This is a genomic window from Thermoleptolyngbya sp. C42_A2020_037, from assembly GCF_015272455.1.
In the GTDB taxonomy this organism is placed as follows: domain Bacteria; phylum Cyanobacteriota; class Cyanobacteriia; order Elainellales; family Elainellaceae; genus Thermoleptolyngbya.
The window spans coordinates 18,833-42,805 of record NZ_JACYLP010000014.1; the positions used below are offsets into that span (position 1 = coordinate 18,833).

The following is a 23,973-nucleotide window of genomic DNA, read 5'->3' on the forward strand; positions in this document are numbered from 1 at the left end:
AACTCGTATTCTGTGCCGTTTGCTTTGGCAATCGCAGAAACGTGACGAACCCATACAACCAACGTGGGCGATCGCCCGTGTTTTAGCGGCGCTTGCCTCGCTTGCTGGGCGGCTTTTTCCGAGATGGCGTGGACTTGGGTGGAGGACTGCTAGGCGGCTTTGCAATTGGGCTGGCGGCTGGCGGTTCTACTTGGGCAGGCGTTTCAGTAGCGGAGGCTTCAGCAGGAGTTTCAGTGGATTCGGTAGACGCTGTTTGGTCGGGCTGGGGTTGGATTGACTGGCGCGATCGCTCTCGCGCCTCTTCAATCCACAAGTTCGGGAAAATACGCTGCCAGGATGCGGGCTGAATGATTTCTAAAATCTGTGCCTCGGTGGTTTCCGCCAAGGCTGCAAACGTAGTGATTCCGGCGGCAAACAGCTTTTGCTCATAAACCGGGCCAATGCCGTTAATTTCATACAGCGGGTCACGGTCGGGATGCGATTCGGGCGATCGCGCTGCGAGTGCTGCTGCTTCGGCAATCCAGGCATCTGGCGTAAACCGTTGCCATCGCTCCGGCTGGAGGATCTCTCGCAGTCGTTCCGGCGTGGCGGCGGCCAGGTCGGCAAAGGTGGTGATGCCCGCATCGAACAGCTTTTGCTCGTAGACAGGGCCAACGCCGTTGATATCCAGCAGCGGATCGCGGGCTGTTTCTGTAGGAACCTCTGCATTTCCAGTTAGGCGGCGGGCTTCTGCAATCCAGGCTTCCGGCGTGAAGCGCTGCCAGCTTTCTGGCTGGATAATGTCGTGCAGTTGCTCTGGTGTGGCGGCGGCTAGATCGGCAAAGGTGGTGATTCCGGCCGCAAACAGCTTTTGCTCATATACCGGGCCAATGCCGTTGATATCCAGCAGCGGATCGCGGGGAATCTCAGCGGGAATGGGAGAGGGCGATCGCCCACTAATCACCTGCGCTTCGGCAATCCACGCCTCCGGATCAAACCGCTGCCAGCTTTCCGGCCGAATCAGGGTTCGCAACTGCTCTGGTGTTGCAGCAGCCAAATCCGCGAAGGTGCAAATGCCGCCGTCAAATAGCTTCTGTTCATATACCGGGCCGATGCCATTGATGTCGCGCAGCGGGTCATGGTCGATGTCTGCGGGAACATCTACTCCCTGAGCCAACCGAGCGGCTTCCTGAATCCATACAGCGGGAAAAATCTGCTGCCAGGCGGCGGGACGAATAATCTCCTGCACCTGCGCTGGCGTGAGCGCCGCCAGATCTGCGAAGGTGTAAATGCCTGCATTGAACAACTTTTGTTCATAAATTGGGCCGATGCCGTTGATATCGCGCAGCGGGTCGTGCCGAATATCTGTCATCAGCCCTGTTGCCTGAACGATTTCGCGATCTGGCGATTCGGTGGCGATGCTGGATGTGCCTGCGTCCGAGGAGGCGATCGCCCCTACCGCACCAGCTCCTGCCGCACCAGCCTCCGCCGTCAGCGCCAGCGGCAGCGATTCTAACTGCAACCGCACCTCGGCAAGCTGTGCCACAAGAGTGTCTCGTTCTGCCTGAAGCGCTTCTCGCTGAGCTTGGGTTTCTGCCTGCGCCTGTCGAAGCGTTTCGGACTCGGCTTCAAGCGTCTGGACGCGCGATCGCCATTCCACCTCGATATCCTCTAGCCGAGCGCGGAGAGCGACCAGTTCTGTTTCAATCGTTGTGCGATCGCCGCTCACCGTCGCAACCTGCTCTTGCAAGGCATCGATCCGTTCCTGTAGCGCAAGACGTTCCTGATCGCGTTCCTGAGCAATCTCCTCCTGCTGTTTCTGTGCAGAGGCTAACTCAGTCTCAAACTGGTTTCGTTCATTTGTCACTTGAACTAATTGCTCTCGCAGCGTTCCCAGTTCTGACTCGAGAGAAGCCTTTACACCTATCGCATCATCCTGAACCGCTTTCAACTGAGTCCGCAGCGTGCTCAATTCTGAGTCCAGCGCCTCTCGTCCGCTTTCAAATTCATCGAACTGAACTTGTAGCGCGGTTAAATCTGCTTCAAAGGTATTGCGTTCATGCTCAAGTTCACCCAGTCGTGCGCGAAGCATCGCGCTCTCTGCCTCAAACGCATCCTTCTCCAGGGTAATGTCGTTTATCTGAGAGTGCAGTGTAGATAGCTCAGCTTCACGGCGATCGCGCTCTTGAGTCATTTCGTCTAGCTGCGCCCGAAGCGGTGCAATTTCTGCCTCAAATGCATCCCGTTCAGCGGTTAGATTCAGCATTTGGGGACGCAGTGCAGTCAGTTCAGTTTCAAACGCAGAGCGCTGTTCAGCAATCTCATCGAGATGGGCCCGCAATTCATCAAGCTGAGTTGTCAATTCATTGCGTTCTTTCGTGATGTTGCCCAACTGCGTTCGCAGAGCCGCCAGTTCGGATTCTAGCGTTTCCTGTGCAGCCGTTTTATCTGCTAGCTGGGTGTTGAGATTCGCTAGGTCTGCCGTCAGCGCCTCGCGCTCCTGAACTATTTCGTCAAACTGAGTTTGCAGCGTTGCAAGTTGTAAGATTACGGCTTCTCGCTCAGCGGCGATCGCCTCTAATTGAGTTCGCAATTCCGTTAACTCTCGCGCCCCTGCTTCGCCTGCGGCAGTGGCATCCGAAAGCTGAGTGCGAACTGTGGACAGTTCTAAATCCAGCGCGTCACGTTCCTCTATGAGATGGTTTAACCGGGCTTGCAGGTCTTCCAGGTCTGCGGCTGCGGCTTGCTGGGCGGCCGTTTGTTCCTCAACGAACGCATCCAACTGGGCCCTCAGAGTCACAAGCTCTGCTGCATGGGCAGCTTGTGCAGCCTCCAGTTCTTTCTGGAGTTCTGCTACACGAGTGCGGAAGGTCGCAAGCTCATCCCCAAGCGCGTCCCGCTCGGTTGCCAGCGCCTCGGTTTGCGACAACAGTTCTGCCCGGGCTGCCTCTTCCTCTGCCCGAACGCGAGTGGCTTCGGCTACGCTGGCCCGCAGCAGCGTCACTTCTGCGTCCAACTCGCTTCGGGTTGCCTTCTCAGCGTCAAGCTCTAGGCGCAATGCTGACAAAGTGTTTTCCGTTTCAGAAATGACTGCTTCAGCGTTTGCAGCCTGCGATCGCGCGGTTTCCAGTTCCGTTCGCAGTTCTGACTCCAAGCCTTCCAGTTCCGTGAGCCGCGATCGCAGCGATATCAGTTCTCCCTCTACGTCATTCTTTTCAGCTTGAATGCGTTCAAACTGCGATCGCAGAGCATCTAGCTGCGCGTCTAGATCCGTCTTCTCTGCTTGCGCTGACTGCAACAAAACTCGAAGATTCTGTGTTTCTTCTTCAGCAGCCGTTTCTGAACTTCGCTGTGCTTCTAGCTCTCGCTGAAGCAAGACAATCTGATTCGTCAGTTCGTTCCGCTCGGCGTTCACCTGGCGTAGCTCTGCGCTTGCGGCTTCCAGATCGGCGGCGATCGCCTCTCGTTCGCGCTGGCTTATTTCAAGCTGATCGTGCAATGCCGCCAAATCTGCCTGACGAAGCTCAATTTGGGGGCGAAGCTGGGCGAAATCGACTCGCTCTCCAGGGTTCAGCGATTCGCCCACAAAGGCGGCATAAAAGCCGCTCAGCGCCTGCCAGTAGCTTTCCTTTTCCTGGGTAACGCCTGCCAGCGCTTGGCGCAGTTCGTCTAGGTCAGCCGTGCGCTCGGACTGTTCTGCGCGTGCAGTTTCCAACGCTGCCTCTAGCTCAATTTGCCGAGTGTCAGCATCCTGCAAGCGCGATCGCAGCGCCTCGAGTTCCAGTTCCAATGTTTGCTTTTCTGACCGGAGCGTTTCTATGAGCGATGGTGTCTGTTTGGGTTCGCCCATCAATGCTTGTGAAAGGGCCAGCCCAGTCACCAAAGCAGTTTGAACTTCCTCTGATGTGAATTCACCTGTGGGTTCATCTATAGGCGTATTAGGCCCATTTTCATGTTCCTCTATGCGTTCCTGTTTGGTTGTCAACGAAGCGCGATCGCCCTCTGCTAGCGGCGTATTTTCTGTGAGGAGTTCTACGTCTAACTCTTCTGCGTCCGACTCGATGACGGCTTCAGATTCTGGTTCTGGTTTATCCTCCACCTCATCAATCACTTCAGCATCACTTGCTTTGGCATCAACCGTGTCAACATCTGTGTCAACGTCGGTCGCTGTCACATCAGCAGTTGATTCCAGGAATAGTTCATTCTCGGGTTCGAGATTTAATTCTGATTCTGGAAATTTTGCCGTACCAGCTTCGGGATCGATGCTTTCCTGCTCAGCATCGATCTGTGGAATGATGTCGATATCATCAATCTGTTCCTCTGCCGGTTCAGTTTCTTGTTCAACGTCTGGACTGTCTTCAATTACCACTGCGTCCGCTACGGAAGTCCAGGCTGTGTCATTTGGGATGCGAACTTGGGCGCTATTGGTCATGGTTTTGGCAACCGTCGCTGCTGGGCGAGTTGGGGCAAAGTCTGGCGATCGCCCTAACGACCCGGCCTGTTCCGCCGCAGACAACGCTCGATTTCGCTGCCGAGCCTGTCGCGCCAGAACCGTTTGCACCAGCGTCAGCAACCCGCCCAGCACCAGCAGCGGCACTAGCACCCACTTCAGCAAAGAGCCGATGCCGCGCCCACCAGGAACCACCTCGCCAGGAGCGATCGCCACGGTTTTGGGTTTGCCTGCCTCCAGCGCGATCGCTCGCTTTGCCTCGCTCAGCAGCGCCTGTCCATCAGGCGATGAGGTCAGGTTTTGCACCACGGCTGCTGCGGGAGAACCGGGTCGATAGGCGATCGCCCCCACCTGCTCCAGCGGATACCGCGCATCTGTCGGCAAGACTTCTTGGGAAACCGCTAGCTTTACCACGCGGGCTTTGGTCTGCTGGGTCAACTGGTCGGCGATTGCATAGCCAATCCCATCTTTCCCCAACTTGGCAATGACCTCAGCCGTGTCATCAGTTTTCAGCAGCACTCGGTTCACTGCTGCTGGCGGTACACCTGGCGGCACCAATCCATATTGCTGCAAAACTGCCCGTGTTTCGCTAGTGGCCGGGCGATCAATTAGGCGAATCGGGCGATCGGGCCCGCCCACCTGCGTCCAGTTGGTAATCTCTCCGCGCAGGATTTGCTCGAACTGCTGTACCGTCAAATGTCCCTTAAAGGGATTATCCTCACCCACGATGACTGCGATTTGCGCCTGATCCAACCATAGCGTTTTGAAGCCCTGAGCGAGTTCGTCTGGCGTGAGCGATCGCTCCAGTGCCACCAAATCGACCTCGCCTCGCTTCAGCGCCGCCAGCCCCGCCTCTGTTCCATTGGCCTGCACCTCCACCCTGAGGCTGAGTGATTCTGCCTCAAGCTGCTGCTTTAGCGCCCGATTCAGCGGCAGCAGATCGCGGGCCCCGTCTATCCGGATGAACGTTGTAGGTTCCAGGTTTACAGCTTGCAAATCCGCTACATCTGGCTGAACATCCCGCCCAACCGTATTGGGCGCGGCCATGCCAGCAGGCATCATTCCTAGCAGCACAAGCAAAAGACCTGATGCAGCCAGTCCAGCCGAAGCAAAACGGTCTGCCCAAAAACCAAAATTCTGTGACATGAGGAGGATATTGGCGAAAGGTGAATAAAAATCGTGCAGTGCAGGCTATCCGAAGACTCCCGGAACGCTAACCTAACCCCCCACAATGCTGCCAAATGCAAAAACAGCGCTACCACCCAGCGCGCTACCATCTCCTCTAGAGATAGTCCAGAGGACGGATTTGCGTCAGTTGTACAGAACACAAGCAATGCCCATGCACCTTAAGCAATTCCAAAGTTTGCGGCACGTTTGCAGGGGCAATCGCCAGAACAATCCCCTTACCCACCATAATGATTAGATTGGTGATTTTAGATTGCTAGATCTGGCACAACGCGCCGCAAGACTTTAGCGATTCCTTGGCGATTTCATGAGTCGCGTTGTGCAAAAGATGGGCAAAAGAGTTGATAGGATTCTCATCAAGTACAAAGCTGTCATTGAGCCGTTATTTGGGTATGCCCTTCACTTACTCTCGCACTGTCCGTTTTCAAGACACCGACGCGGCCGGCGTTGTGTATTTTGCCAACGTGCTGGCCATGTGCCACGAAGCCTATGAAGCCTCCCTCGCCGCCTCAGGGATTAATCTCAATGCCTTTTTTTGCTACCCGCGTATTGCGATTCCTATTACTCACGCCACGGTAGATTTTATGCGGCCGTCTTTTTGTGGGGACGAGCAGAAGATTTACGTCACGCCCAAAAAGCTGAAGGACAGCGAGTTTGAGATCGAGTACGAAGTGTTTACGGTGGAGCGAGTGGGCAAGGAAATTCCCGAAATCCAGGAAACCTGCGTTGCCCGCGCCTTTACCAAGCATGTGTGCATTGACAGCGCCCAGCGTGCGCGATCGCCCCTACCGCTAGAGGTGATGAAGTGGCTCAGCCAATGGAGCCGCGAAGGAGAAAAGGTGTTTGATGATTTGGAAACGTTGCTTTAGAACCTACTCTCGGTAGGGGGCAGATGGGCGATCGCTCGTCCAAGGCAAACGTTCAGAAGCGGCGATTGGAAGTGGCGATCAGAACGCATTACCGGGCCAGGGTGGCGGCGAAGTCGGCGGCCCCTTTGGGGTCGGAGTGGGAGGATAGGTCAGGTTGCCTAGCGGCAGATCGCCCCGGCCCATCGAGGTAAAGCTGCTGATCTGCACAAAGCTGGGAGTGAATAGGAAAATGTGGTCGCCCAGCCGCTCCTGGTGTCCATCCACTGCATAGGCTCCACCTGCCACATAGTCGGCCGCCCGCTGGGCCTGGTCTGGCTCCATTAGCCCTAGATTCAGAATGACTGACTTGCGCTCTCGCAGCGCCCGCACCGCTTGGGGAATTTCTTCAAAGGAGCGCGGCTCCATCAACACCACTTCGGGCTGATGCCCAGCAGCACGCGGCAGGCCTACGACATTATTGGGGACGCTATTGGGTGCAGCACCCCCACGACGGCGAGGGGCGGGCGACGGGGGCGGAACTTGCTCGGGGTAGGCATTGGCATAGCCGTAGGACTCGTCTTCGGCGGCGTATCCCAGGTCTTCGTACTCGGCATCGTCGTAGGGTTCGCCCAAACCAAACACGTCTTGAATTCGCTGGAAGAAGCTCATGGCTGTGGGAGGGTGAGAGGACGGAGGGGGTGGCTATGGCGGCGCAGAGATCGCTACGGACAGTACAGGAATCAAAATATAGAACTCAAACTTAGAACTCAAAAACTTAGAACTCAAAAAATCAAATCAAGCCTGAATTTAGTTCGCTTGTTCTATTTTAACCTGTGTGCCCGAAATCCTAAAGTGGTTCCGCTCAAGTTTTGTGACGGGTCAAGTTTTGTAACGAAGGCGAAAGTTCAGGCGCTTCGCGGTCTACTCCGGACGGCGAGTTCTACCTGCCCAATTCCGGTGACGCTCGTCACATGTCCTGGGACGGCCCATCACAACGCAGGGGCCCTGGCAGTCACCCGATTTCCAGAGAATTATCACCCCCCTAGATTTGTGGAATCACCTGGCTGGAGCGTGAAACAGGAGATAGTAGTCACAGCTAACCCAGAGAGTGTTCCAGCCATGAATGAGACTCGGTCAGCGCTACCTCGACGCAATCGGACTCGCGAAATCAAACCCACCTATTGGCGCAAGCTGATCGAGGCGGGAGTGCCCATTGATGCCGCCGATGCCATTGCCTGGGCGATCGCCCGATACGACACGGCCCGACGACTGCCGCCTTCTAGCCAGCAAGCGCTAATTCGGCAATATTGCGCGTTTGTGTGTCGGGCGGGGTTGTGGCGATCGCAGCTTTTGGTCAACCCTGGGCTGTAGTCGTGGGTAGAGTCAGCGCCCTGCGGCACTTCACAACTTCTGCCGCGCCGACCTCTGTTGTGACTGTTGTGACTGATGTGACTAACCATGAACGTTATGCAATCACCGATTACGCGACAGTATGCGATCGCCCAAGCGGCGCTGGAACACGCCGTTTATTTCCTAGAACTCGGAGCCGATACCAAAGCCGCCACCTACTTCCAATTTGCCGCGCAAAACCTTCAGGGCATTGCCAAAATGCTGGTCGAACAAGAGGCCCGGCGATCGCACCTGGATTCTAGGGAGGGGTAGGGGTGAGATGTTAGGGATGAGATTTCAACGACAGATTCTAGGAGAGTGGCAAAAGAATCTCAAATTCGGTGCCGATGCCAGCGGGCGCATCGGTAGGGAAAAGGGCGGGGGATTTAAGGCGAAACTGGCCGCCGTGTTTGGCGGTGACAATTTGATAGCTGACGGATAGGCTGGTTTCTTTGGCGGCACGACGCTCGACGGTGAACGACTCCAGAATACGCTGCTGGACTTCGGGCGAGAGTCCGGGGCCGTTGTCCGTAATGCGGACAGACACCCAGCGGCGTTCGTTTCGCGCTGCTGCGCCTGAGGGCGACTGGGCTGTTTTAGCGGTTGCTTGGATGGGGTCTGAGTGGGCTGGAGCGATCGCCCCCGATGGGTTGGCCGATGTCCCGCCGCTGGGTGATGGGTCTGACAGTCCCTGGATAGCTGTAGTGATGACGATCTGGGGTTTGCGGAGAGAACCGGCCGCCGCGTGGGTGGGGCGATCGCCCATCCCCTCAACCCAGTTTTGGTAAGTGGCCGAGTCTAGCAGGGCCTCAACCGCGTTGATCAGGATATTCATAAACACCTGACTCAGTTGCCCAATAAAGCAGGGCACGGGCGGCAGATGCCCATATTCACACACGATGTCGATTTCTCCAGTCAGGCGGCTTTTCAGCAGCAGCACCATGCTGTCAAGGCATTCATGCAGGTTGGCAGGCTTGGGATAGACTTCATCGACATGGCAAAAGTTTTGCAGGCTGGTGGCCAGGTTCTTGAGCCGCTCGGCCCCGGCGCGAATGCTGGCGATCGCCTGGGGCAGGTCACGTTTTACGTACTCTAGCTCGATGGCGTGCTGAAGCTGCTGCACCGCAGGCGGCACTGACGGCAGGCTGGCTTCGTAGGCGGCGACCAGAGTCAACAGGTCGGCAGCATAGCTCGACACATGGCTGAGGTTTCCCCAGATAAAACCCACCGGATCGAGAATTTCATGGGCCACGCCGTCCACCAGTCGCCCCAGCCCGGCCATTTTTTCGCTCTGAATCAGTTGCACCTGGGTTCGCTCATAGCGCACCTGGGTTTCGATGCCGCGAATCTGCCAGTGGGCCCGATTTAGCTCGTGGGGGCTGAGCAGATAATAGGCCCCGTCTGCCTGCACCACAATTGGCTCGTTGAACTGGTCGGGCGATCGCCGTAAGACCTGCTGCGCCGCTGCCAAAATCGGCGTATGACCCGGCAACACCAGCGGCGGCTGGCAAGCATAGCTATGCAATACCTTCAGTGGGCGACTGAGAAACAACTCTGTTCCATGCGGACGCAGCAGATATTCCAGCAAGCGCTGACGCGACAGCATCCCCACAAACCGCGCCGCATCCCACAGCACGACTCCCGGCAGCGCTGGATGCTGCTCAAACACCGCCGCAACTTGTAGCCCCGTCTGCTCATAGCTTGCCTGAAAGTCGTGCAGCGGCAATTCCTCCAGCGTAGACTCTGAGCTAAGCACCTGAATGCCGGTCTCGCGCAATCGGGGAATCAAAAAGCCCTCAGGCAGTACCCCTGCTAAAGGAGATGCTGCTGGGCAATCTGTCGGGAAATCGCTCGATATCATGAACAAGTTATCCATAAAATTCAGAAAACAGTCCCAGCGGCAGACTGAGCCAGTCTTGGCTGGGAAAGTCTGTAAAACTGGGCGATCGCTGTCAATTCGGAAACTGTTAGACGGAAATTATCAAAAAAATTACAAAGCGATCAGACGAAATTATTTGTTTAGAATGCCCAGGAATCAAAAAACAGCATCTATCCTTTAGAAGGGCGTATAGAGGGACGTAGGCGGTCAGGATTCGGCGTGAAGGCTGAAAATTAGACTAAACAACCGTTTCCCATTCCGACTCGCCTGCAACCCCCATTTTCCTGCCTCTTTAAACCTCTACCCCCCGTTCCTTTATGACTACTGATTCCACTGCTGCGGCAAATCCGGTCATGTTGCAAAGTGAGGTGATCGGCAAAGTTGTCATCAAGCCCGATACGGCGGAGGAAGTCGGGCGCGTCAGTCGGCTCTGGCTTGACCCCAAAGCGCATCAAATTGTGGGGCTGGAATGCACAGCAGGCGCATTAGGGATCAAGCGCCATGCCTATAATTGGCTGCAAATCGCTAGCATCGGCTCTGAAGGGGTCATTCTCAAGGCCCACATTGGCCCAGAAGCGACCAAGCCCGATACGGTTGTGTTTGTGCTGGGAGATGAGGTCTGGACGGACGGCGGCAGTCGCGCCGGGCTGGTGGTGGATTATCGCCTTGACCCGACGAGCGGGCACGTGCTGGATTATCTATTTACAACCGACGGCTGGGGCGGGCTGACGAGCGGGCTATATCGGCTGCACCCGGCGGGCGTGATCGGTGTGAGCGATCGCCGCTTGGTCTGCACCGTGTCTTCGGTCGAGGCGGCGGAGTTGGAAAGCCCCGGCGTGGTGCAGAAAGTGCAGCAGGCGCGGGAGTTCCTCAAGAAAGATTATTCTCAAACCAAGGCAGATGTCAGCAACCTCAAGCAAAAACTGACGGGGTTGGTCGGGCAGGTGCAAAGCAGCGCCCAGTCGCTAACCGAGCAAACCAAAGCCACCCTTGCTGACAAGGCTGAGCAACTTCAGCAAACGACTGAAAAGGCAAAGGAAACCCTTTCGGATAAAGCTGGACAGCTTCAGCAAACGGCTGAAAACGCCGCAGCCCAGGCCAAAGAGAGACTAGCCGACGCGACGACCCAGGTGCAAGCAACGGGGGAAAAAGCCAAAGAGTCTATGGCCAACCTCACGGCCCAGGCGCAGGACAAAGCACAGCAGCTTTCGGAACAGGCTCAGGGGGCGATCGCCGAGGCAACCCAGCGCCGCCAGCCCACCGAGCCGCCTGCCGCCAGCCCAGAAGAACTGCCTGATTCCGCTGATCTTTAATCTGTTCCCTAATCCCCTAATCTTATAGTCTCCTACCGTTAGCAGTAGGTCTCAACCCGTCTGAATCCACAAGAATGGATTTCCAGGGGGTAGTCGGGATGACAAGGGCGATCGCACAATCCACACCTTTTTCGATAGCGTTTGATGGAGAAGGACGGATTGGGCGATCGCCCTTTTTGCAACAAACCTAGAGGTTCATACTAGCGGGTGATCAGAGTGGGTGATCTGGGTCTACACCGCAGCATGAAGAGTTATTTTGAGCCTTTGCCTATCTTGATACTAGAGAGCGATTCAGGTTGTATCTCGACTTGGTGAACGAACCTTCTGCAAGTGGGGGTGTTCCCATTGCACCCCCGCCCTTCCTTCCAGACGGTTTTCTAGTGCAAGGTTCCACCATCAAGCCTTCAGGATTAAATAGCAGTAGGACTCACGCAGTTGGGCAATTTCTCGTGGGCGCAGCCCGCAAGAAATTGTCCAAAACCCAAAGAGCTTATCGCAAGTGCGTAAGTCCTAAGCAGTTTCAGAGTTTTAGCAAGGTTACCTTGCGGGGAGCTAGTCTAGCCCTTGCAGCGCACCTAGCACTCGACCCCCCGACCAAACTTCAGGATTCGTGACCATGAAAACGGTTTATTCTTTGCAACAATTCATCGCCGTGCTATCGGGGCTAGGATATTTCGCTAATTCGGACGCAAATTCGGACAGCCTGCAAAACAACCCGCAGCCAGAGCAGCGCAAAGGACAAAGCCAACGGGCGAGGGATGACCTGCAACTGGCAATTCGCACCTTTCAGGCACACTACGGGCTGCCGCTGACGGGCGAAGCAGACCAGCCTACCCAGGAAAAAGCACGCCAGCTTGTCCGTAACTTGCACCACGGACTGAAACAAACCGTGAGTCCGGATCTGTCTATCAGCGAGTTTTATGGGCCGCGCACGGTTAGCGCCGTTCAGCAGTTTCAAGCGCAACGCAAACTGCCTGTGACTGGCGTTGCCACGGCTAGCGTCCGCAGCGCTATTGAAGAAGACCTCAAGCAGCAACTCCGGCAAGCCCTCAGCAGCGCTGGCAATCGGCGTACCCCTTGTCCCTGTGCAAATTAGTGGGCTGGAATCGACCCAGAGCAAGGGCATGTAATCAACGTTGTCCCAAAGCCGTCATCTGCATCCTCATCATCCGCATCCTGAAGACTCAAAATTTTGCAAGTCCCGGGACGATATCTATACAAACTATTAACAAAGCAGATTACACAGCAGGGCGATCGCCCTGTCTCTTTTGCTCTGCCTGCACCCAACTCGCTCCATGCAGCCCTTTAATCTCTCGTCTAGAAGCGCAAGATGTGCTTGAAATCAGCTATTGGTGCAATTTGGCGGTCGCTCTGTCTGGCAGCCATAGAGCTAGCAGAAAATATGGTCTGAAAAAGGGAAAGGGGCGATCGCCCACCCAAATCTCACGCGCCGCCGGAATTTGAGTTTCAAATTTGTATTCTTTGAAACCAGACTCCGCCTTTTTGCGGACAAAATACCCGCCGAATTTAGGTTCTTTTGATGTAGGAAGTGTGAACTTCAGAGGCCCCCTCGGGAATTTTCGGAGGGCAGCCTGTAGAACTTTATGTAAGAGCTTTTTGCAAGCTGCTTCGGTCAACCTGTTTGTGACTCGCTTGAGTCTGCGTCTTGCATCAAGACCGCTTTATGGTAACGGGCATTGAGCAGTTTGCGGTCAAAGTCGGGTGCATCTAGGCCATTAGCATCACCACTGCGCCATAAGACCCGCGTAGAACTTGCATAAACTAATTGGTCGGAGCCGATAGATGTTATAGACCGAATCTCTAGGGCTGAGTCAGCATTCGGATTTTATGGAGTTACGGTTTGCCAACACTGAATCAAGGGGCAACCTGTTGACGAATCCGTTTCCTTAGCCTGGAAGCCTGCCACGATCTGCCAAGCATAGCCACCCTTCCGCAAGCCCTCATTTCGGATGTGGCACTCGACTCCAGTCGCAGGGTTAGTTGGCATTGCTTTGTGCTGAGGACTGGAAATCCTGGAAATCCTAGCTGAGATGCTCAAGAAACGGTCGGGTGGAACCTGAATATTCTTTTTCAGTCCTGATGGATTAGTCCTGAATACCGGGAACACTATCGGTAAGCAGTGAAAGAAGCCCCTTGTTACCTGGAGCAACTGAGACGAGTACTATGCCAGCAAGATCTTTCTCCGCTGAGGCGGACTACAACGACTCCTCGAATCGCTTTGAGCTTCAAACTGGCGCTGTCAACGCTCAAGATGACGATCTAGAAGCGCAACTGAGCGAGGATTTGGCAAGCCTGGAACTGGAGTATGGGGCGGGTGCAATCGGCAAAAACGCCACCGCGCGGCGCACGACTGACCTAGTGCGACTCTACCTCCAGGAAATTGGGCGGGTGCGGCTCCTGGGGCGCGATGAAGAAGTCTCGGAAGCTCAAAAGGTGCAGCGCTACATGTCTTTGCTAGAGGCTTGCCACAAAGCAGCCGAACAGGGCGACCAAGCGCTCCAGCGCTACCTGCAAATTATGGAAACCCAAGATCGGCTGGCATCCATGCTGGGGCATCGTCCCTCGCTGGAGCGCTGGGCCGAGGCAGCGGGAATCGCTGTGACGGAACTGAAGCCGCTGCTGGCACAGGGCAAGCGCCGCTGGGCCGAGCTGGTGCAGCGTCCGGTAGAAGAGCTAGAACTGGTGCAGTCGGAAGGGCTGTCTGCCAAGGATCACATGATCAAGGCCAACCTGCGCCTAGTGGTGTCGGTGGCCAAGAAGTATCAGAATCGCGGACTGGAATTGCTGGATCTGATTCAAGAGGGCACGCTGGGTCTGGAGCGAGCAGTGGAGAAGTTTGACCCGACGAAGGGTTATCGCTTCAGCACCTACGCCTATTGGTGGATTCGGCAGGGGATTACGCGGGCGATCGCCACCCAAAGCCGAATTATCCGCTTGCCCGTCCACATCACCGAAAAGCTCAACAAAATCAAAAAAGCGCAGCGCAAAGTCTCCCAGGAGAAGGGCCGCACCGCCACCTATGAGGACATCGCCGCCGAACTCGACATGACCGCGCCCCAGGTGCGCGAGGTGTTGCAGCGCGTCCCCCGCGCTGTATCCCTAGAAACCAAAGTGGGCAAGGAGCGCGACACGGAACTGGGCGACCTGCTGGAAACCGAAGGCGCATCGCCAGAGGAACTGCTGATGCGGGAATCCCTGATCCGCGATTTGCAGCAGTTGCTTACCGACCTTACCAGTCGAGAGCGCGACGTGATTCAGATGCGCTTTGGGCTGGGTGACGGACAACCCTATTCCCTGGCGGAAATTGGCCGGGCGCTGGATCTGTCCCGTGAGCGGGTGCGCCAAATTGAAGCGAAGGCGCTACAAAAGCTGCGTCAGCCCAAGCGTCGCAACCGCGTCCGCGATTACCTGGAGGCGCTGTCTTAAATAGCAGAAGCCAGAATTCCGGATCTGGAGATTTAGGGCGGAAAGGAATTTAGGTTCCTTCTGCCCTTTGTTTTGCCTACTTCGTCTTCATCTTTCACAAAGGGGGCAACCTGACGTTCCCAACTCGACCCTCTAGGCATAGCCCGGAAGTTTCAGAAGACAGCGAGGAGACATTAAAAATGGGCAAGGCGGCTTGTGCGCGAGCGCACAGACACAACGGAAGTCGTTAGGATTGGAGATAGATGCGTCAGCGATAGATGCACCATCAGAACTCACGCTGATGAGGCAAGGCGGCTGATTTTCCGCAGGAGGTTTGTGTTGACGGATGTTGGAAACGTGCCAGAGCGCTCAGAGGGAGGACCTCCGGTTCGCGCTACTCAGGCTTCTAGGGCAACGTCGCGATCGCCCTCCGATCCAACGCTAGATCAAGAACTGGACGAGGCGATCGCCAGCTTTCGAGAAATTCAGGCAGACCTGACCTATTGCCAGGCCCAAGACGCATTGCGGGATCTCGTCAGTAGGTTGGACTTGACCCCACGCGAGCGATCGGGGCTAGAAACAGAGCTAACCAGCCTGCAAACCCTGCTCCACAAGCTCGACCGCATGGTGGTGCAAATTGCGGTGTTTGGCATGGTGGGGCGGGGCAAGTCGTCGCTGCTGAATGCGCTGCTGGGGCAGTCGGTATTTGAAACGGGGCCCGTGCATGGCATTACGCAGGCGGTGCAGGCGGCGAACTGGGAGATTCGGCAGGAGGCGATCGCCGGAAGCGCTCAGGAGGTTCTGCGGGTGTCGCTGCCAGGAACGGGGCAGTCGCAGGTGGAATTGATCGATACACCAGGAATTGACGAAGTAGATGGGGAAGGGCGCGAACAACTGGCGCAGCAGATTGCTAAACAGGCAGATCTCATCCTCTTTGTTGTGTCGGGCGACATAACCCGCGTAGAATACGAGGCGCTATCGGCGCTGCGGCAGGCGGCTAAACCGATGCTGCTGGTGTTCAACAAGGTGGATCAGTATCCCGATGCCGATCGTCAAGCGATTTATCAGACCATCCGCGACCAGCGCGTGCGGGAACTGCTATCGCCGGACGAAATCGTCATGGCGGCGGCTTCGCCGATGACGACGACGGCCGTGCGTCAGCCTGATGGTCGGCTTGTGGTGCGCCGAGAAGCCGGGAAACCCCAGATAGACGACCTGAAGCTGAAAATTTTGGAGATTTTGCACCGCGAGGGCAAGTCGCTGGTGGCGCTGAACACGATGCTCTATGCCGACGATGTGAGCGATCGCCTGTTGCAGCGCAAGCTCGAAATCCGCGATCGCAGCGCCGATGACCTGATCTGGCAGGGCGTGATGACCAAAGCCGTGGCGATCGCCCTCAACCCGATTACCGTGCTAGATCTGCTGGGCGGCGCAGTGATTGAAATTGCCCTGATCGTCACCCTGTCACGGCTCTACGGCATCCCCATGACCCAGCAAAATGCCCTCATGCTGCTGCAAAAAATGGCAATTGGGCTGGGCGGCGTGACCGCCAGCGACCTGCTGCTGACGCTGGGCTTGGGTTCACTAAAAAGCCTACTGGGTGCGGCGGCTCCAGCCACTGGGGGCGCGTCGGTGTTGCCCTATGCTTCGGTGGCGATCGCCCAAGCGGGGGTCGCAGGAGTGTCTACCTACGTCATTGGCCAACTCACCAAAACCTACCTCGCCAACGGCGCATCTTGGGGTCCCACCGGGCTAAAAACCGTCGTCAGCGAAATTCTTGACTCCCTTGACGAAGCCTCCATTCTGAGCCGAATCAAGGGCGAATTGCAGGCTAAGTTGGAGCAGCGGTAGGAGGAATGGGGAGAATGTCTGACGTTCAGATCTTTGAACAATCCATTTCGATCAATGCCAGCGCGACGGCGGTAGAGCAATGCCTCACCGACCTAGAGTTGATGCATCGCTGGCTCAATCCGGCGCTGCGCTGCGAGCCTGTGGGCGTTTGGAGTACGGAGCTAGGCGGCAAGAGCCGATTTCTGATTCAAACGCCGCTGGTGCAGCCTGCGCTCCACAGCACAGTGGTCGAGCGAGAGCCAGGGCTAATCGTCTGGGAGTTTCGGGGATTCTTTCAGGGGCGCGATCGCTGGGAGTGTCAGCCGACTTCCACGGGCACGACGCTGGTCAATCGCTTTGAGTTTCGCATTCCCAATCCCATCGTCCGCTATGGGTTTAATACGTTTGCGGCAGAGTGGACCCGACAGGATATGCAGGCGCAGTTGCGGCGGCTAAAGCGCGTAGCAGAAGCGCTTTACAATAGCTCACAAACTGCGCCCAGAAAGTGAAGAAACGTATGCAAAACTAAACCTTGATTACAAATTCCCAGCCTTCGATTGGGAATCTCAGATCGGGGTGATAGTTTGATGGGTATCGAATAACACCATCAGATTTGCCTCGGTTTAGCCAAATGTACGATAAAAACACAAAGAAAGATTGGGTTAGCGCAACGCTGACCGCAACGCTGGGTGCTGGCGCAGTTACCACATTTGCCATTAGCCAGGGGCAACATCCGGCGATTGCCCTTAGTATCACTGCCTTTGCAGTCCTGGCAGCCCTGCTGATTGACCACTACAGCCCCACGTAGCAGCCAGAAGCTCTACATAGCCCTATATTAAAGAAGCTCCACGCAAGAATCCGTTTCATCGACCCCTGCTGGCGGAATTTCCATTTGCCAAATTTCTAGAGTTTGTGGTCGTCTTTTTCTCTCTCATCTGAAGATGCAGACTTTTGCCGCTCCTGCCATGCCTGCCAAAGGTCGGGGCGGCGTTTCTGCGTGCGCTCAATCTGCTGTTCGTGCCGCCAGTGGGCGATCGCCTGGTGGTTTCCCGACAGCAGCACATCGGGCACTCGCCATCCGCGAAACTCCGCGGGCCGGGTGTATTGGGGATAGTCCAGCAGCCCATCCTCAAAGCTTTCCAACTTCAGCGACTCTACCTTGCCCACTGTCCCCGGCAGCAGGCGAATCACGCCGTTCAGCAGCGCCAGCGCCGGAATTTCGCCACAGGTCAGCACAAAGTCCCCTAGCGACACTTCCCGCGTCACCAGATTCAGCACTCGCTCGTCTACGCCCTCGTAGTGCCCACAGATAATGACCAGTTGATCCCGGCTGCTAGCAAACTCTTGAAACATCCGCTGGCACATCGGCTCCCCCTGCGGAGTCATCAGCAGCACCTCCCGTCGGGGCAGCACGGGCAGCGACTCCACCGCCGCAAAGATTGGCTCTGGTTTCATCAGCATCCCCACGCCGCCGCCATAGGGTTCGTCATCAACCTTGTGATGCTTATCGGTGGTGAAATCGCGGGGATTGGTCAGATGCACCTCCGCAATCCGGTTTGCCAGCGCTTTGCCCAGCAGTCCGGATTGCAGGGGCGAAGAAAAGAAATCGGGAAATAGGGTGATTAGGTCGAAGCGCACGGGGGAAAGGGGGAAGGGGGAAGAAAGAAGAACGAAGAGGGAAGAACGAAGAGGGCTGGAAAGAGGGGAGGTGGCCGCTTCGGATCACTGTTTTTTGGAATAATTTTCGGGGTGGTGTCCGGCGGCTTTGGTTAGTGAGCAGTGATAGAGGGCGATAGGTTTTTGCACCTATGCTCAGGGGGAATGTAATGAAGCTAGGATAGGGTTCGCACAAAAACTACCGTTAAAGGCTTGAGAGTATGGTTAAATAATTACGCTTAGACTCTAGACCCATTCCCATTAGATTTGCTGATTTAACTTGCCGAATCTAAATTCTATTCGTCTGAACTTTATCAGGATAAAGCAGAGTCGGCGATGATGTGCGAGATCGCGCTTGCGAGATTGCTGCTGCACCATTGCTCGTATTTCGACGATTTATCCCACTGTTCATGCCTTGACCGCTGGTTTCGTTGCACCTTCACTGCACGCTAGAAGATTTCTTTGCTGTTTTTCTTGAGTCCCCACTCGCCAGCAACCTTCATTCTTGAGTCATGAGTAGAACTCAACACGGGCTTGGCAAACTATTAGAACGGCTAGTGTCGCGCCGTCCGCCTTCAGAGCGGATGTTTCAACCTGATCCTACCCTCCAGCGTCAACGGATGCCCCAGTCTACAGAAACAGCGGTTATGGTCATCGGCGGTGCCGAAGACAAAGTCCACGGTCGTGAAATTCTTCGCACGTTTTTTCATCGATCGCGCGGTGCAGATGCGCGGATTGCCATTATTCCTTCGGCGTCGCGGGAGCCGGGGGTAATTGGCAGCCGCTACCGCGAGATTTTTGAAGACATGGGCGCAAAGGATATTGCCATTTTCGACATTCAAGACCGGGATCAGGGGAGCCATCCTGATTGGCAGGCGTTTCTGGAAGACTGTACGGGCGTGTTTATGACCGGGGGCGACCAGTTGCGGCTGTGTGGCCTGCTGTCGGATACGCCCATCATGGAGAAGGTGCGAATTCGTGCTCAACTGGGCGAAATTACGCTGGCGGGCACGAGTGCTGGCGCAGCAGTAATGGGGCAGCACATGATTGCAGGGGGCGGTAGCGGGGAGCCGCCGAATCGGTCGCTGGTGGATCTGACGACCGGACTCAACATTATTCCCGAAGTGCTGGTGGATCAGCATTTTCACAACCGCAATCGGATGGCGCGGCTGATGAGTGCGATCGCCGCCTATCCCGAAAAGCTGGGCATCGGTATCGATGAGGACACCTGCGCCATGTTTCAGGGCAATGGCACCTTTGAGGTGATTGGCAAGGGCACGGTGACAGTAATCGACCCAGAGCAGATTTCCTTTACCAATCAGCCTGACGCGGGCACGGACGATCCCCTCAGCATCCACAATCTGCGGGTGCATATTCTCAGTCATGGCGATCGCTTCGATTTCTACAAGCGCGTGGTTCTGAATCGGTAGCCTCTGAGTGGCGATCGCCCTCCCCCGCTCAAGCCGCAAGTCCGTCCTGAGACTCATTTCAATAAGTAATTACTCACAGAAATGTCCTGCGATTTATTGCGCGTGGGACAAAAATGCGTCAGGATTCAGGCAAAGGGGTGATGGCAGGCAGTTCTAAAACAAACTTGAAACTGTTTCAAACAATACAGTTTGTCGTTGTTGTCCCGCTTGACACTAGACTATCGTGCTTCTAAAGCCGCACTCTATCCTGGAATCCCAGCGCTATGAAGATTCTCAAGACTCAGACGTTGCGAGGCCCCAACTATTGGAGCATTCGATACCCAAAGCTGGTGGTCATCCGGCTCGACCTCGAAGACCTGAGCGATCGCCCGTCTAACGAAATCCCCGGATTTTACGATGGGTTGGTATCCCTCCTGCCTAGCCTGGTCGAACACTACTGCTCACCCGGCTGCCGGGGCGGATTCCTCAGCCGCGTCCAGGAAGGCACGATGATGGGGCATATCGTGGAACACGTCGCGCTGGAATTGCAAACGCTGGCCGGGATGCCCGTCGGCTTTGGGCGCACCCGCGAAACCTCGACTCCCGGCGTTTACCAAGTTGTGATGGAGTACAAAAGCGAGCAGGCGGGTCGCTACGCAGCGCGGGCGGCGGTTCGCCTTTGCCAGAGCATCGTAGACACAGGTCGCTATCCCGTCGAAGAACTGGAGCAAGACCTGAACGACCTGCGAGAACTGGCGATGGAAGCAGCGCTCGGCCCCAGTACCGAGCATATCGTCGCAGCGGCCGAGGCGCGGGGGATTCCCTGGATGCCGCTTAGCACACGATCGCTCATCCAGCTTGGCTACGGCGAATACCAGAAGCGTATCCAGGCCAGCCTCAGCAGCGGCACGGGCATTTTGGGCGTAGAGCTAGCCAGCGACAAGGAAGGCACGAAGCGGCTGCTGTCCGAAGCGGGAGTTCCGGTTCCTCGTGGCACCACGATTTACTACCTGGATGAACTGGAGCAAGCCATTGAAGACGTGGGCGGATTCCCGGTCGTCATCAAACCACTAGACGGCAACCACGGCCGCGGCATCACCATCGACATTAACTCAATGGCAGAAGCCGAAGAAGCCTATGATGCCGCCCAAGCTGCCTCAAAATCCCATGCGGTGATCGTCGAGCGCTTCTATCGCGGGCGCGACCACCGGATCTTGCTCGTTGGCGGCAAAGTGGTGGCAGTGGCAGAGCGCGTCCCTGCTCACGTCGTTGGCAACGGTCGCTCCACCATTGCGGAACTGGTAGACGAGACGAATCGTGACCCCCGCCGGGGGACAGGACACGACAACGTGTTGACTCAGATTGAGCTAGATCGCGCTGCCTTTCAAATGCTGGAGCGTCAGGGCTATGACCTGGATACCGTGCTGCCGATGGGGCAAGTGTGCTATCTGAAGGCAACGGCAAACCTCAGCACAGGCGGCATCGCCATCGATCGCACGGACGACATCCACCCCGAAAACCGCTGGATTGCCGAACGCGCCGCCAAAATCATCGGGCTGGACATTGCCGGATTGGACGTGGTAACCCCTGACATTTCTAAACCCATGCGCGAGGTGGATGGCGTAATCGTAGAAGTCAACGCCGCGCCGGGCCTGCGGATGCACTTCTCACCCAGCGAGGGTACGCCGCGCAACGTGGGCGAAGCCATCATCGACATGCTGTTTCCGCCCGGAACGCCCGGCCGGGTGCCCATTGTGGCGGTGACGGGCACTAATGGTAAAACCACCACCAATCGCCTGACCGCCCATATTTTCAAGCAAACGGGGCAAATCGTCGGCTACACCACCACCGACGGCATCTACATTGGCGACTATCTAGTGGAAAAGGGCGACACCACAGGCCCCCAAAGCGCCCAGGTGATTTTGCAAGATCCAACGGTGCAAGTCGCGGTGCTGGAAACGGCGCGGGGCGGCATTCTCCGCTCTGGGCTGGGCTTTAACCAGTGCGATGTGGGCGTGGTGCTGAATGTGGCGGCCGACCACTTGGGCATTGGCGATATTGACACGGTGGAACAACTGGCGCACCTTAAGAGCGTTGTGGCAGAAAGCGTCGGTGTGGGCGGATATGCTGTGCTGAATGCGGATGACCCGCTGGTGGCGGCGATGGCTGGCCGCGTCAAGTCGCAGGTGGCCTACTTTGCTATGAACCCGGAGAATCCCACGGTGCAAAACCACGTTGCTCAGGGCGGGTTGGCAGCGATTTACGAAAACGGCTACCTGACGCTGGTGAAGGGCGACTGGGCGCTGCGGCTGATGGAGGCGGCTAGCATGCCCCTGACGATGGGCGGCCGTGCGCCCTTTATGATTGCCAATGCGCTAGCGGCTTCGCTGGCGGCCTTTGCCCAAGGCGTTCCGGTCGAAGCCATCCGGCAGGGACTAGCCACCTTCCAGGCTTCCGCCAGCCAGACCCCCGGCCGTATGAACCTGTTTAACCTGGGTGAGTTTCATGTCCTGCTAGACTATGCTCATAATCCCCACAGCTATGAGGCGCTGGGCGGCTTTGTGCGGAATTGGAACGGCGAGCGGATTGGAGTGATTGGGGGCCCGGGCGATCGCCGCGATGAAGACTTCATCACCCTCGGTCGGCTCTCTGCCGCCATTTTCGACCGTATCTATATCAAGGAAGACAACGACACCCGCGGACGAGCGCGGGGCAGCGCTGCTGGTCTTATTGAAGAAGGCATTCGACAGATCCAGCCGGGGCTGAAGTACGACGTGATTCTGGACGAAACCGAAGCCATTAACACGGCGCTGGATCGGGCCCCCAAGGATGCACTAGTGGTCATCCTCCCGGAGAGCGTCAGCCGTGCCATGAGCCTGATCGATGCCCGCCGACCCATTTCGGAGGCGACCACGCTCCAGCCCACCCCCGAAGCCCCACCAGAGCCGCCAAGGTTGGAAGACAACCCCTTCGAGACGGGCTTTGAAGAGTTTGTGCCCTCTGTGGCAGAGGGATAGGCTGGGGTTAGGATTCAGCGCTGCTTGAGCTAGTCTGCTTGAGCCAGTCTTCAAATTCTCTGAGAGACTGGCTGGTGCCGATTTGCGTCGCCCGCTCCACTGCGTTTGGAATGATTTCGGCGATGGGAAGGTCGGGAGGTTTCTTCCCGCTTAAACGTGGTAGACCCCAACGGCTCCCAATTGCGTCGTTGCGATCGAAGGATTGTTTTGACTAGGTCGGCAATCACAATCTTTGCCCGTTCATGTTCTGGCAGCGGAACCATAATCTCCAGGTTTCCTCCACTGTAGGCAACGCGAGCGGCTCGCTGCTCACCGAGTTCTTCCAAAATGCTTTCAAACTCCTGCCAGGTTACATTTCTCAGGGTTGCCATGCTTCCTGGTGCTAGTTCAAGCTGACTAATCGGTTTGACGACGGGATTGGCAATCGTCATTGGGTTTCCCTCCGCCTTCTGAAAGTGCTGCTTAGAAATGCCACAAAAAATGCCACGTTAATGCTGCCTTAAAGCTGCTCTAGGACTTCCATACCCAAAAATCCCAGTCCACCCTTTAATTCACAGGATTTACGCACTTGCAATAGGCTTTCTGGATTTTGGACAATTTCTCGCGGGCCCACGAGAAATTGTCCAACTGCGTAAGTCCTCATTCAGTCTTTTCCTGACACGAGTTAGAGTTCTCTACTCCTGCTGCTTAAACTCACCTCTAGCATAACCATCGACCACGGTTCAAACGCAGAGTTCACAACCCCCTCTCCATCCCTCTCCATTTGGATGAGTAGGGTTCGAGCCTTTTGGGAATCGTGTTAAGCAGTCAGAGGCAAACTGTGTGAGGATAGTGCTGGCTCAACTTGCAGGCTGAGATTTGGGTAATTAAGCAATCGTTGGTAGCATTTGGCAATAATTGGCAACATTCAGGTTTCTCTAGGGTTTCTCATCAGGAAAGAATTATGCTGAAAGCGTCTGAGGTAATGTCCAAAGAGGTGGCAACGATTCGCGGTTCGGCCACGGTCTATGAAGCCGTTAAGCTCATGAAGGAAAAGGCGACCCGGACGCTGATTGTGGAACTGCGCCACAGCCAGGATGCCTATGGCATTGTGACTGAAACGGACGTGGTGTACAAAGTCGTCGCCTACGGCCTCGACCCGGCGCGGGTGCGCGTGTTTGAAATCATGACCAAGCCCTGCATTGTGGTGAATCCTGATCTGGGTGTGGAATATGTTGCGCGGCTATTTGCCAATACGGGCATTCACAGCGCTCCGGTGATTCAGGGCGGGCTGCTGGGGCTGATTACGCTGAACGACATCCTGACCAAGGGCGACTTTGTGGAACAGCCCAAGGCCGTGCTGCTGGAAAACCAACTGCAAGAGGCGATCGCCCATGCCCGACAGGTCTGCGCCGCCAAAGGCATCGACTCGCCAGACTGCGCTGCGGCGTGGGACATTGTGGAAGAACTGCGAGCCGAAGCCGCTCACCAAAAAGCCAACCGCACCTACGGCAGCATCGGCAGCGACAAGTCGGCCTTTGAGCAATATTGCGAAGAGAATCCCGACGCACCCGAAGCCCGGATGTACGATTCGTGATATCGATGCTGGGCTT

17 protein-coding genes are annotated in these 23,973 nt (G+C 56.2%); 12 read left to right on the forward strand and 5 right to left on the reverse strand.

Features of this window, described 5'->3' with window-relative positions:
- Positions 1-82: 82 nt before the first annotated feature.
- Positions 83-5,575 (reverse strand): helix-hairpin-helix domain-containing protein, encoded by a 5,493-nt coding sequence (locus IGS16_RS03935; protein ID WP_297083487.1) that lies wholly within the window; start codon positions 5,573-5,575, stop codon positions 83-85.
- A gap of 431 nt (positions 5,576-6,006) precedes the next feature.
- On the opposite strand from IGS16_RS03935, the gene IGS16_RS03940 reads away from it, so the two are divergent.
- On the forward strand, positions 6,007-6,483 hold the full coding sequence (locus IGS16_RS03940) for a thioesterase family protein (RefSeq protein WP_068514286.1): 477 nt from the start codon (positions 6,007-6,009) through the stop codon (positions 6,481-6,483).
- Between the two features lie 78 nt (positions 6,484-6,561).
- Here IGS16_RS03940 and IGS16_RS03945 read toward each other — a convergent pair whose 3' ends face one another.
- Entirely contained in the window at positions 6,562-7,131 is a 570-nt protein-coding gene (locus IGS16_RS03945) for a cell division protein SepF (RefSeq protein WP_297083489.1), read from the reverse strand.
- A 450-nt stretch (positions 7,132-7,581) separates the two neighbouring features.
- Between IGS16_RS03945 and IGS16_RS03950 the strand changes: the two genes are divergently transcribed.
- Both IGS16_RS03950 and IGS16_RS03955 read left to right on the forward strand, forming a co-directional pair.
- A complete protein-coding gene (locus IGS16_RS03950; protein WP_297083490.1) occupies positions 7,582-7,833 on the forward strand; it encodes a hypothetical protein in 252 nt (83 codons plus the stop codon).
- A gap of 87 nt (positions 7,834-7,920) precedes the next feature.
- The gene (locus IGS16_RS03955; RefSeq protein ID WP_068514275.1) at positions 7,921-8,124 is read left to right on the forward strand and encodes a hypothetical protein; all 204 of its coding nucleotides are present in this window, start codon (positions 7,921-7,923) and stop codon (positions 8,122-8,124) included.
- A gap of 37 nt (positions 8,125-8,161) precedes the next feature.
- Here the strand turns inward: IGS16_RS03955 and IGS16_RS03960 are convergent, their stop codons facing one another.
- Positions 8,162-9,640, reverse strand: a complete 1,479-nt coding sequence (locus IGS16_RS03960; protein ID WP_297083492.1) for an ATP-binding protein — start codon at positions 9,638-9,640, stop codon at positions 8,162-8,164.
- A 407-nt stretch (positions 9,641-10,047) separates the two neighbouring features.
- On the opposite strand from IGS16_RS03960, the gene IGS16_RS03965 reads away from it, so the two are divergent.
- The 6 genes from IGS16_RS03965 (at position 10,048) to IGS16_RS03990 (ending at position 17,107) form a co-directional block, all read left to right on the forward strand.
- A complete protein-coding gene (locus tag IGS16_RS03965; RefSeq protein WP_297083494.1) occupies positions 10,048-11,043 on the forward strand; it encodes a PRC-barrel domain-containing protein in 996 nt (331 codons plus the stop codon).
- Between the two features lie 616 nt (positions 11,044-11,659).
- Entirely contained in the window at positions 11,660-12,139 is a 480-nt protein-coding gene (locus IGS16_RS03970) for a peptidoglycan-binding protein (protein ID WP_297083496.1), read from the forward strand.
- A 1,088-nt stretch (positions 12,140-13,227) separates the two neighbouring features.
- The gene (gene sigC, locus IGS16_RS03975) at positions 13,228-14,490 is read left to right on the forward strand and encodes an RNA polymerase sigma factor SigC (protein WP_297083497.1); all 1,263 of its coding nucleotides are present in this window, start codon (positions 13,228-13,230) and stop codon (positions 14,488-14,490) included.
- A 432-nt stretch (positions 14,491-14,922) separates the two neighbouring features.
- Complete coding sequence (locus IGS16_RS03980) at positions 14,923-16,320, forward strand: GTP-binding protein (protein WP_297083701.1); 1,398 nt, start codon at positions 14,923-14,925, stop codon at positions 16,318-16,320.
- Positions 16,321-16,334: 14 nt separating this feature from the next.
- On the forward strand, positions 16,335-16,808 hold the full coding sequence (locus tag IGS16_RS03985) for an SRPBCC family protein (protein ID WP_297083499.1): 474 nt from the start codon (positions 16,335-16,337) through the stop codon (positions 16,806-16,808).
- A 122-nt stretch (positions 16,809-16,930) separates the two neighbouring features.
- Positions 16,931-17,107 (forward strand): hypothetical protein, encoded by a 177-nt coding sequence (locus tag IGS16_RS03990; protein WP_172799733.1) that lies wholly within the window; start codon positions 16,931-16,933, stop codon positions 17,105-17,107.
- Positions 17,108-17,202: 95 nt separating this feature from the next.
- Here the strand turns inward: IGS16_RS03990 and trmD are convergent, their stop codons facing one another.
- Positions 17,203-17,937, reverse strand: coding sequence for a tRNA (guanosine(37)-N1)-methyltransferase TrmD (gene trmD / locus IGS16_RS03995; RefSeq protein WP_297083502.1), 735 nt, complete (start codon positions 17,935-17,937; stop codon positions 17,203-17,205).
- 638 nt (positions 17,938-18,575) lie between these two features.
- Between trmD and IGS16_RS04000 the strand changes: the two genes are divergently transcribed.
- Positions 18,576-19,385: a cyanophycinase gene (locus IGS16_RS04000; protein ID WP_367185722.1), complete on the forward strand. Its 810-nt coding sequence runs from the start codon at positions 18,576-18,578 to the stop codon at positions 19,383-19,385.
- 263 nt (positions 19,386-19,648) lie between these two features.
- Complete coding sequence (gene cphA, locus IGS16_RS04005) at positions 19,649-22,381, forward strand: cyanophycin synthetase (RefSeq protein WP_297083506.1); 2,733 nt, start codon at positions 19,649-19,651, stop codon at positions 22,379-22,381.
- Positions 22,382-22,431: 50 nt separating this feature from the next.
- Here cphA and IGS16_RS04010 read toward each other — a convergent pair whose 3' ends face one another.
- A complete protein-coding gene (locus IGS16_RS04010) occupies positions 22,432-22,812 on the reverse strand; it encodes a Uma2 family endonuclease (protein ID WP_297083508.1) in 381 nt (126 codons plus the stop codon).
- Positions 22,813-23,324: 512 nt separating this feature from the next.
- On the opposite strand from IGS16_RS04010, the gene IGS16_RS22290 reads away from it, so the two are divergent.
- Positions 23,325-23,957: a CP12 domain-containing protein gene (locus IGS16_RS22290; RefSeq protein WP_367185721.1), complete on the forward strand. Its 633-nt coding sequence runs from the start codon at positions 23,325-23,327 to the stop codon at positions 23,955-23,957.
- Positions 23,958-23,973: the final 16 nt, after the last annotated feature.